We start from the raw sequence: 9650 nt of genomic DNA on the forward strand, positions 1-9650 counted from the left end.
CCTGCAAAGCAGAAATCATGACCCAAGAATTCTATTCCGAAATGACCACCCGCAATATCGGCTTCATCACCGAAGCTGAACAGGCACGCCTGAAAGGTGGCGCGGTATTTGTCGCGGGTGTCGGCGGCATGGGTGGTGCAGCGGTGCAGATGCTGGTGCGGGCCGGTGTCGGAAAGATCGCCATTGCCGATCTGGATACGTTCGAGGTGTCCAACCTGAACCGCCAGTTGTTTGCCTTTACCGACACGGTTGACCGTCTGAAGGCCGAGGTCACCGCCGAGGGACTGAAACGCATCAATCCCGATCTGGAACTGGTGGTTCTGGGGGCCGAATGGACCGATCGCCTCGACGAATTGGCCCGCGACTATCCGGTCATCATTAATGGCTGCGACGACATCCCCGCCACGGCGCAACTGTACCGCAAGGCCAAACAGCATGGCGCGACGGTCATCGACGCCTATGCCTCGCCCCTGCCCTCGGTGATCGTGGTGCGCCCGAACGACCCGCGCCCCGAGGAACGTCTCGGCTATCCGATCAAGGGCGTGGACTGGAAGGCCATCACCGAGGAACAGGCGGCCGACAGCTTTATGAAAGAACTGGAATGGGTGATGACCCATTCGTCGTCCCACACCCATATCGACCTGACCGCCGCCGCCGAAATGGCCGCGGGTAAGCGCAAGCGCATGAGCTTTGCCCCCATGGTCACCACCGCCGGATGCCTGATGGCGGGCGAGGCTCTGTCTCTGCTGATGGCCCGCAAGACCCGCACCGACTATCGCGGCTGGTTCTTGAATACGCGCGATGCCAAATGCGAGCGCCCCCTGCCCGCACCGATCGGCGCACTGAAAGCCATCGTGGTGCGCCGTCTGATGCAAAAGCTGCTGGCCGGATGATGGAGCTTTCACTGGCAGACACCACACGCATGCTGGTTGATGGCTTCGGGGCCATCGGGGCACTGGCGGTTGCGCTGGTCCTTTGGCAACGCGCCCGCCGCTCGACGGTGCAGAATGTGCTGCTGCTGGTGTTTGGCCTGTCGGGCCTGTTCTATGCCTGTCGGGCGCTGGTACGAGCGACGGGCTTCGAGATATTCGGCGCACTCACGCTTTTGCTGGCCTGCGCGCTGCCTTTGGGCGCTCTGCTGCTGGCAGAAACCCTGTTGCGTCGTCATGCGCCGCTCTGGATCAAGATCACCATCGGCGGCGGCACTCTACTGGGTATCTTTGCCGCGCTACTGGCCGGCAGCGGTATCGAAAAGGCCTTTAGCCTCGCCATCTATGTGCCCTGTGCGCTGTTGCTGGTGCTGGGCCTGATTGTATTTCGTCGTCGCGACAGCCTGTCGCCGATGGAGAACACCACCCTCAACGCCTATGGTCGCGCCCTGCTGGCCACCGGCGTTCTGGCCCTGACCGATTTTGGTATTGTCTCGCCATTCGGCCTGTCGGCGCTAGGCATGCTGGGTCTGGCCTATGCCGCCGCCGCAGGGGCCAATGCGCCAAAGGGCTGGCTGGAAACGGCCAAGGAGTTGTCGCTGGCCTTTGGCACAGCACTGTTGCTGGCGGGCGCACTCTTGCTGCTACATCGCCCCGAGAGCAGGCTGGATGCCGCCTCGGTACTGGTCGTGACGATAGCGGCGCTTTTGGCCCTGTCCGTGCTGCTGCGCCTGCGCTCGGGCGGCAATGACCAGCAACGCCGCCTGTTTGACCAGACGCTGACCGATGCCCGCACTGACACCCTGTCCGGCTTTATCGGTGACGCCAGCCGTGTCGCCCCGCTGCAAGGGCTGGTTCTGGTGCAGGATGCCGACCTCAAGGACTATGACATCAACCTGTTGCCGCAAGCGTTTGACGGCCGCGCGGTTATACATTTGTCCAGCCTGTGGGGCGCGCATCCGATGGCCGATGCCCGTGAACAACTGCGCGACCTGCTGCTGCGTCACAACTCCACCCACGCCATCCTGATCGGTGACCATCCCTTGCAGATCGGCCTTGTCGCCCTTGGTGGTTCGGCCATGCTGGACGAGGACGAACGCGACCTGGCCCTGTTCCAGAAAATGGCCGCCCTGATCGTCAAAAACACCGGAGCCGCCTGATGGCCCTCGAACTGGTTCAGGGCGATTTCGACGCCTTCTTTGCCACGCCCTTCAACGCCTATGGCAAAGACACGCCCTATGTGTCGCCCATGCGTTCGGACCTGAAAAAATATCTGGATGCCGCGCAGAACCCGCTGATGAAGGCGGGCAGTCCACTGGAATTCTACGTCGTCAAACGCGATGGCAAACCTGTGGCCCGCGCCACGGCACACCGCCATCGACAATCCAATGAGCGTTATGGCTGGGCGCGTACCTGTTTCGGATTTTTCGATGCCGCCGATGATGCCGAGGTCATCGACCTGTTATTCTCGGCCATCGAGGATTTCGCAAAACGCCATGGCGATACCGAAATCATGGGCCCCTTCAACCTGACCGCCATGCAGATGGTTGGCCTTGTCACCGACGGGTTTGAACACGCCCCCTATACGGACATGGTGTGGTCGCCACCGTGGTTGCCTGTCCATCTGGAGCGTCTGGGTTATGGCCGAGAGTTTCCGATGGCCACATGGCAGTTCAACCCGCAAACCGTGCCGGAAGATCAGCCCCTGACCGACAAGGCCCGCGCCATCCTCGGCTCACCGGACTGGAGCTTTGCCCCCATCACCCGCCGCGATTTCAAGGTGCGGATGGAGGAAGGCCGCCTGTGCCTGAACGGCGGGTTCGACACCAACCCGATGTTCGTGCCGCTGACTTCCGAAGAGTTCCAGTTTCAGGCCGGTGAGATGATGTGGGTCATGGACCCGAACCTGTCCGCCATCCTTCACCACAAAGGCAAACCGGCGGGCGTAGTCATCTGCATTCCCGACCTTAATCCGTTCGTAAAGCATGCCGGTGCGCGTTACGGATTGCGGATGATCTGGTCATGGCTGCGCGGGCTGTTTGCGCCCAAACGCGCCGTTATCATCCTCTATTCGGTCATGCCCGAACATCAGGGCCAAGGGGTCAATGCCGCACTGCTTCACCGTGTGCTCAAGGTCCTCAAAAAGGGTGGATACCAGTCCTGCGGTGGCACATGGATCGCCGATGTGAACGGGGCCAGCCTGGCCCAACTCAAGCGCCTGAACGCGCAGGTCCTGCACCGGACGCATCTGTTCCGAAAGGCGATGACATGACGCCTGACATGTTCCGCGCTCTGGTGGCCGATACCTGTCTGTCGCCCAATGTCCATAACATCCAGCCGACCCGTTGGCGGCTTGTGGATGATGCCACCATAGCCCAGATCGCGGCCCCCGACCGCCATCTGGCCATTGGCGACCCGACAGGACGCGATGCCGCCGCCAGCCACGGCGCAGCCTTCGAAGGCATGATAATCGCCGCCAGCACCCATGGCATTCAACTAACCGCCGCTCCCGCCGAAAACGGCGAGATCGCCAGACTGGTTGAAAACGGCTCCTGTGCGCCCGATCCCCTCGCCGCGTTCCTGACCACACGACGCACCTATCGCGGCAAGTTCGACAACCGCCGAAAGGACGCCGCCCGTAGCGCGGCCCACAATCTGTCACAGCGTTCGGACGTGCGTCTGCTTGCCGATGACGCCGCCATCAAGGACATCGCCCGCCTGACCGATCAGGCTACGATGCGTTTCTTCCGCAACCGTCCCTATCGTCACGAACTGACATCATGGATGCGGCTGACCAAGGTAGATCCAAACTGGAACCGAGACGGCCTGAACGCGCGGGCGATGGAAATGTCGCCCCCCTTGGCCGTGGCCGCAGGCGTGGTCATGGGCCATCCCATGTTCGAGATACTGGACAAGTTGCAACTGGCCGCCTCCCTGACTGGAGAGGCCGCCGTCACCAACTCTGCCGCCGTGCTGGTAGCGTTCGTACAGGACCGCGATACCGACCCGTTCCAGACAGGCCGCGACTGGCACCGACTATGGCTGGAATTAACGGCACTTGGCCTTTACGCCGCGCCTCTGACCATATTGGGCGACGATGAAACGGCCGCGTCCGAGATGGTTCGCCGCCTGAACCTGCCCCCTCATCAGCGTGTGGTCACAGTCCTGCGAGCAGGCATGGTGGACGCTAGCAAACTGCCCCCACCCGCTCGCCTGCCCGTCGATGAACTGATCGTGCCTTAGTCGGCGCTACGTTCTTTTCGTCCGGCCAGTTCTTTAGCCATACGGTCGACCGAGATTTGCAGTCCATTGGCGAAAGTGTCGTCACCGCCCTTACGGCTGGCCTGCATCAGGTTTTGGATTTGCTCGATGCTCTCGACCAAATCTTCATCGTCCAGATCGGCATATTCAATGCGTTCGGGGAACTCGTTAAGTTCGGTCAACTCGTTCATGGCTATGCCTCTGTGACGACGTAAAGACACATCAGCGCACCTTGTCGTCACAGACACGCCTCGCCACCCGTTTAGAGTCGCTTCAGATACTCTAGCAAATCACGCTTATCTTCATTGTTAAGATCAGCAAACATGCGGGTATGGCCGCCATTGCCCATCCCGCGCTGGCGCGTATCCACCTGTGAAGGACGGCTATAGGGCTGATAGCCCGCAGGATACGCCACACCGACCTTATCCAGATCCATCGCATGACCGCCAACACTGAAGGTCTGCGGCCGCTCCTCCAGCCCCAGCAGGGCCGCCAGTGACGGCACCGAGCCATTATGAAGATAAGGCGCGCTCTGCCAGATGCCGGTCAGCGGCGGCGGCGCATAGCGCCCCGTATGTTCGGCACGGATATAACGACGCATCGGGCTGGCATTGATCTTGGCGGCCAGAACATCATCGGCCAGTTCGGCCCGCACAGGGTCGGTGCCGACATTGCTCAACTTGTTCGGGAAGCTGTTCAGACGCGGCCCTTCGGCTGTCTCCTGATAGGTGCCGTGGCAAGTCGAACAGTTCTGCGCGAACAGCCGCGCCCCGCGCTCGGCCCGCGCCATGTCCACATGCCCCGGGAAGGTTTGCGGTCGCACCGTACCGACAAAGCCGAACGCCTCGCGCACCGCCGGAATAGCCCGCACAGCGCCCTCGCCCGACATCGCCATGGTCGGGACGGTGAAATAGGCCGCGATCGCTGCAAGGTCGGCCTTGTGTGCCTCGGTCAAATCCTCGGCCCGCATTTCGCGCTGTCGCTCAACGGCATTGGCGGGCGCATAGACACCATCCCACAACAGCATGCTGCGCCACATCCTGTCCGACAGATGCGGAATGGAGGTCAGGCCCCGCTCACGCTCATACGCACCGGCATCGCCCTCCAGCAAACCGTGCTGCAGTTTCAGCGCCGCCAGACCATTCGATACGCCCGCATGGCCATTGGTATAGGGCAAGGGCCGACCGCCCTGAGCCGCAATCGCCGCCAGTCGTTCCTCGACAATCGGCAGGACAAAGTCGTTGATGGTTTTCAGTTCGCGCTCTGTCACCTGCGGGAACAGGGTCTTCACCGCCGCCATCAGTCGCGCCTTGTCGCGCATCCCTGACGTCATGCCGTCATAGATACCCTGCGTATAACGATCCATATCCAGAGACGGATTGGGTGCCCCCATCCAGATCCGTTCCGGCTGTGGCTTGCCGTCCCCATCATAGACGGGTGCGGAGTGACAGGCGGCACAGCCGATGCCCGCAATCTGTACCTCGATGCGCGGGATCGAGCGCGTACCGGTGCCCAGAATGATCCCCATACCGGCTTCGGGCATGGGCGGTTGCGGGCGGTTAGAGGGCCAGTTCTCGATCCGGTCGGGATAGAAGAACCCGTAATCGCGCATGATCCGTCTCAGCGCGTCTTGCGAGATATCGTTTGGCGACTGGTGCAGCACCAGCGACGCCGCCGTCAGCTTCCACGGCACCGCCACCGTATCCATCGCATCAGAGTTCAGCCCGCCATAGTCACCAAAGGCAAACTGCATCGCCCCGCGCTCGAGCGCATCACCCGAAGGCGTCCATCCCGCCAGCACATCGGACGAAGCCCCGATATGGCCGCGAAAGAAATCCCATGTGCCCTGCGTCGCTGCACACCCTGCGACCATCAACAAGGCCAGCGACGCTGCCGTTCCCGAGATTAAACGCTTCATGACCGACCGCTCCCTGAGTACAGGGCCAGCATAGCCGCCCGTTTAGCAGCATGCACCTGCCAAGTCGGGGATGGCTTAGGCCTGTCAGCCTATGCCTGCTTGTGACGGCGCTCCAACGCCCGCGCGACCAGAACCAGCGCCCCGATAGCCGGAATATAGAAGGGCGTGACCCACAACATGGCCCGCGTCAGCGCAGCCGCCGCATCCATGTCAGCACTATAGTGCTGGCTCAGCATGCCTACGAATAACGGACCAAGGCCCATACCCACCAGATTGTTCACGAACATCAGAATGGCCGAGGCGGTTGCTCGCTGATTGGCGGGGGCCACGTTCTGGACAATGGCAAAGCCCGGTGCCACGAACATCATGTTCATGCCCATCGGCACAGCCAGCAGGGCCAGAGCCACCGGCCAGGTGTCCGCCATGACACCGGCAACAAAGAATGGCACGCCGATCGCCAGTGCCACAGCCGGCAGCGTAGCATAGGCACTGGGCCGACGCTGTGCAAAACGGTCCGCAAGAAAGCCGCTGGCGAACATGCCCACCGCCATCGCCAGCCCGAACACCACGCTATACCAAAGGCTGATATCGGCCATGGTGGCCCCTTTGGCACGCATCAACAGTGCCGGTGCCCAGGCCCCGAAAGCATTGAACACAAAGCTGTATGTGCCTGCCGCCAGCAGCAGCAAGGACAGGGTCGGTGTCTTGCGATAGGTCTGCAGACATTCTTTCAGGGATGCAGGCTTGGCCTCCATCTCCGCGACCGGATCATAACGGCCGCGCTTGGGCTCGCGCACCAGCAGCAACAACAGGACCGACAGTAATACGCCCGGTGCCGCCACCGCCATAAAGGCGATACGCCAGCCATACTCTGCGGCCACCCAAGCGCCGAATGCGACACCAATCGTCGCCCCTAGCGGCACCCCAAGCGAGAACAGGCCAATCGCACCGCCCCGTTTATGGGGTGGAAAATAGTCGGAGATAAGCGACATGGATGGCGACGCCCCACCCGCCTCGCCAATGCCCACACCGATGCGGGCCAGTACAAGATGCGTAAAATTCTGCGCCACACCGCATATCCCGGTGAACACACTCCACAACAAGCAAGCGGCGGCCACGATTTTCACGCGGTTCATGCGGTCTGCTAGCCAGGCAATAGGAATGCCGAACGCCGTATAGAAGAGCGCGAACATCAGGCCAGACAACATGCCGATTTGCGTATCTGACAGGCCGAGGTCCGCCTTGATCGATTCCGCCAGAATGGCGACGATCTGACGATCCAGATAGTTGAAGGTGTAGACCAGTCCCAGGATCAGAACGACCACATAGGGATAGACACCCAGCTTGGTGGGTGCCGTCGTTGCCGTCGGTGCTTGGCTCTCGTTCATACGCATTCTTCCCAGTCGGGCTCCCCGTGCGGGCCGTTGCGCTTTTTAGCGGCGCAATCATTTGCCAGCAGTCGCAGCCACTGTAACTTGCTCAACAGGACTGACTAGATAAAATCGTCACCAGAGCCGGATTTATCGAAGACATTTTCAAGCCGCGCACCCGCCCAAAGTTCACGCCCATGCCTTCGTAGCTTACCCCTAAATATAATGAAGCGGGCCTAAGCCCGCCTCATGTATTCATTTAGTGGTCAAAGCTTTCTACGCCCATTCCGCGTAGAAGCTGAGCGCGGTCATAGTAATCGCGCCACAACTGAACCAGTCCATCATCGTTGATGACCAGAACGCCCATGACCGGCACATCGCCACGATGGCCGTTATATATAAAGCGATCCATACGCTCGATATAGACGCGGCCATCGATCACACCGATATGTTCCAGCTCCAGTTCGATCCACTCGACACCGGCTCCTAAAGCCTTAAGGCGCGCGGCAATCGGCTCGCGACCATTGATCGGATCAAGCATCATCGAATGCAGGACACCATCCGGCGCGAACAGTTCGCCAACCTTGTCCCAGTCCTGATCGTTCCACGCCTGAACCATCGTACGGACCACTTCCAGGCTTTTTGCATCCTTGTCAGTCATGGCACTTCTCCCCTTGAAATCATTCATCTCGTTATAAAAGCGATGATTTCGAATAATTACGGTGCTCGAAATCTCGTAAAAGCGATATCAGCGATTGATAACGTGATTGACAAGCCCTTTCCTCCATATAACTTGCATAAAAAGACCAACACCGGTTGGCTTCGGGAGGAGAGACACATGAACAAGCCGCTTTCAACGCGGTTGCGCCTCGGCGTGGCAACCATAGCCATTGCTGCCGGCCTGCCTGCTATTGCCTCGGCACAGACGGCACCCGCCGCCTCGACCGAGCAATCCTACGCCATCGAAGAGATCACCGTCACGGCCCGTCGGCGTCAGGAAGCCATGCAGGAAGTGCCGCTTGCGGTCACCGCCATGGGCGCAGAGGAACTGCGCACACAGTTGATCACCGATCTGTCGCAGGTCGCATCGCAAGTGCCCAGCTTTACCTTCCAGGCCCAGAACGCCCTTGAATCGGAAATGTTTATCCGTGGCGTCGGCTCGGCGCGCCTGAACAGCGCGACCGCCGACCCCTCGATCGGCACCTTCCTTGACGAAATCTATATCGGCCGTCGCGGTGCCGCGACCCCGCCGATCTTCGACCTCGAACGCATCGAAGTGCTTCGCGGCCCGCAAGGCACCATCTTCGGCAAGAACGTCGTCGGCGGCGCGATCAACATGATCTCGGCCAAGCCGTCGCAAGAGTTTGATGCCGGTGGCTCGGTCGCGCTGGGCAATTACAGCAGCATCAATGCCGAGGCCTTTGTCTCTGTACCGGTCAACGAAAAAATCGGCGTCCGTCTGGCTGTTCTGCACGAAAAGAATGACGGCTATGCCGAAAATCTCGTGCGCAACGAAAAGATGGAAGACATCGATTCGACCGCTGTGCGCGGCGTTCTGGCATGGGAACTGACCCCCAACCTGAACCTGACCATGACAGCGGACTACAGCAAGTCGGACAGCGGTGGCTCGGCCCGTCACGCCGTGGATGACCCCAACGTACCGGGTTTCGGCTTCATTACGCCAAACCTGCCCTCGCAGGATCCGCGCACCAATTTCTCGCCCTACGAGCAGTATGCCAACCGCGAAACCAGCGGTGTCAGCGCCCGTATGGAGTGGGAACTGGGCAATATGAGCCTGATCTATCTGGCAGGTCTGCGTAATGGCGAGGGCAATGTCCGCTGGACGCAGGCCGGTGTTGGTTCACCGCCTTCGATCACCGACTCGACCCTGACCCAGTATGAAAAATACACCGGCATCACGCAGGAACTGCGCCTGCAATCCGATCCGGACAAGCGTCTGCGCTGGGCCACCGGCCTGTATTATCTGAACGAGAAGGTGAAGCGCAGCTCGCGCAATACCGCGATCTCGTTCCTGCCGGGCGGTCCGGGCAGCACCCGCGACACACTGGATGGTGACAACCAGTATGTCGCGTCCAGCACCACCAACAGCTACGGCATCTTTGGCGATCTGGAATATGATCTGATGCCGAACCTGACCCTGTCTGTCGGCGG

General features: G+C 60.6%; 9 protein-coding genes. 5 read left to right on the forward strand and 4 right to left on the reverse strand.

The window, feature by feature from the left end; translation table 11 throughout:
* From RSB01_RS12035 to RSB01_RS12050, 4 genes are all read left to right on the forward strand, one after another.
* The coding region (locus RSB01_RS12035) for a ThiF family adenylyltransferase (protein WP_332625538.1) at window positions 1–893 on the forward strand (893 nt) is incomplete at its 5' end.
* Window positions 890–2089: a hypothetical protein gene (locus tag RSB01_RS12040; protein ID WP_332619611.1), complete on the forward strand. Its 1200-nt coding sequence runs from the start codon at window positions 890–892 to the stop codon at window positions 2087–2089. The genes RSB01_RS12035 and RSB01_RS12040, both read left to right, overlap by 4 nt.
* Window positions 2089–3201, forward strand: a complete 1113-nt coding sequence (locus RSB01_RS12045; RefSeq protein ID WP_332619612.1) for a GNAT family N-acetyltransferase — start codon at window positions 2089–2091, stop codon at window positions 3199–3201. Before RSB01_RS12040 ends, RSB01_RS12045 begins: the two co-directional genes overlap by 1 nt.
* Window positions 3198–4172, forward strand: coding sequence for a hypothetical protein (locus RSB01_RS12050; RefSeq protein WP_332619613.1), 975 nt, complete (start codon window positions 3198–3200; stop codon window positions 4170–4172). Before RSB01_RS12045 ends, RSB01_RS12050 begins: the two co-directional genes overlap by 4 nt.
* On the opposite strand, the gene RSB01_RS12055 is transcribed toward RSB01_RS12050, so the two are convergent.
* The 4 genes from RSB01_RS12055 to RSB01_RS12070 all read right to left on the reverse strand — a co-directional run bounded on the left by RSB01_RS12055 (window position 4169) and on the right by RSB01_RS12070 (window position 8139).
* Window positions 4169–4381: a hypothetical protein gene (locus RSB01_RS12055; protein ID WP_312136528.1), complete on the reverse strand. Its 213-nt coding sequence runs from the start codon at window positions 4379–4381 to the stop codon at window positions 4169–4171. The genes RSB01_RS12050 and RSB01_RS12055 overlap by 4 nt on opposite strands.
* 71 nt (window positions 4382–4452) lie before the next feature.
* The gene (locus RSB01_RS12060; protein ID WP_332619614.1) at window positions 4453–6108 is read right to left on the reverse strand and encodes a c-type cytochrome; all 1656 of its coding nucleotides are present in this window, start codon (window positions 6106–6108) and stop codon (window positions 4453–4455) included.
* A gap of 89 nt (window positions 6109–6197) precedes the next feature.
* Window positions 6198–7496 (reverse strand): MFS transporter, encoded by a 1299-nt coding sequence (locus tag RSB01_RS12065; RefSeq protein WP_332591837.1) that lies wholly within the window; start codon window positions 7494–7496, stop codon window positions 6198–6200.
* 241 nt (window positions 7497–7737) lie between these two features.
* Window positions 7738–8139, reverse strand: coding sequence for a limonene-1,2-epoxide hydrolase family protein (locus tag RSB01_RS12070; protein WP_332591836.1), 402 nt, complete (start codon window positions 8137–8139; stop codon window positions 7738–7740).
* Between the two features lie 177 nt (window positions 8140–8316).
* On the opposite strand from RSB01_RS12070, the gene RSB01_RS12075 reads away from it, so the two are divergent.
* Window positions 8317–9650, forward strand: a 1334-nt coding sequence (locus RSB01_RS12075) for a TonB-dependent receptor plug domain-containing protein (protein WP_332625539.1), incomplete at its 3' end; no start/stop codon positions are given.

Origin of the sequence: Brevundimonas sp. (assembly GCF_036659295.1) — a bacterium.
GTDB lineage: Bacteria > Pseudomonadota > Alphaproteobacteria > Caulobacterales > Caulobacteraceae > Brevundimonas.

Bases quoted from the DNA above. Each gene is read 5' to 3' on its own strand.
- RSB01_RS12040 (WP_332619611.1), top strand. From the start codon at position 890: ATGATGGAGCTTTCACTGGCAGACACCACACGCATGCTGGTTGATGGC.
- RSB01_RS12060 (WP_332619614.1), bottom strand. From the start codon at position 6,108: ATGAAGCGTTTAATCTCGGGAACGGCAGCGTCGCTGGCCTTGTTGATG.
- RSB01_RS12050 (WP_332619613.1), top strand. From the start codon at position 3,198: ATGACGCCTGACATGTTCCGCGCTCTGGTGGCCGATACCTGTCTGTCG.
- RSB01_RS12065 (WP_332591837.1), bottom strand. From the start codon at position 7,496: ATGAACGAGAGCCAAGCACCGACGGCAACGACGGCACCCACCAAGCTG.
- RSB01_RS12045 (WP_332619612.1), top strand. From the start codon at position 2,089: ATGGCCCTCGAACTGGTTCAGGGCGATTTCGACGCCTTCTTTGCCACG.
- RSB01_RS12070 (WP_332591836.1), bottom strand. From the start codon at position 8,139: ATGACTGACAAGGATGCAAAAAGCCTGGAAGTGGTCCGTACGATGGTT.
- RSB01_RS12055 (WP_312136528.1), bottom strand. From the start codon at position 4,381: ATGAACGAGTTGACCGAACTTAACGAGTTCCCCGAACGCATTGAATAT.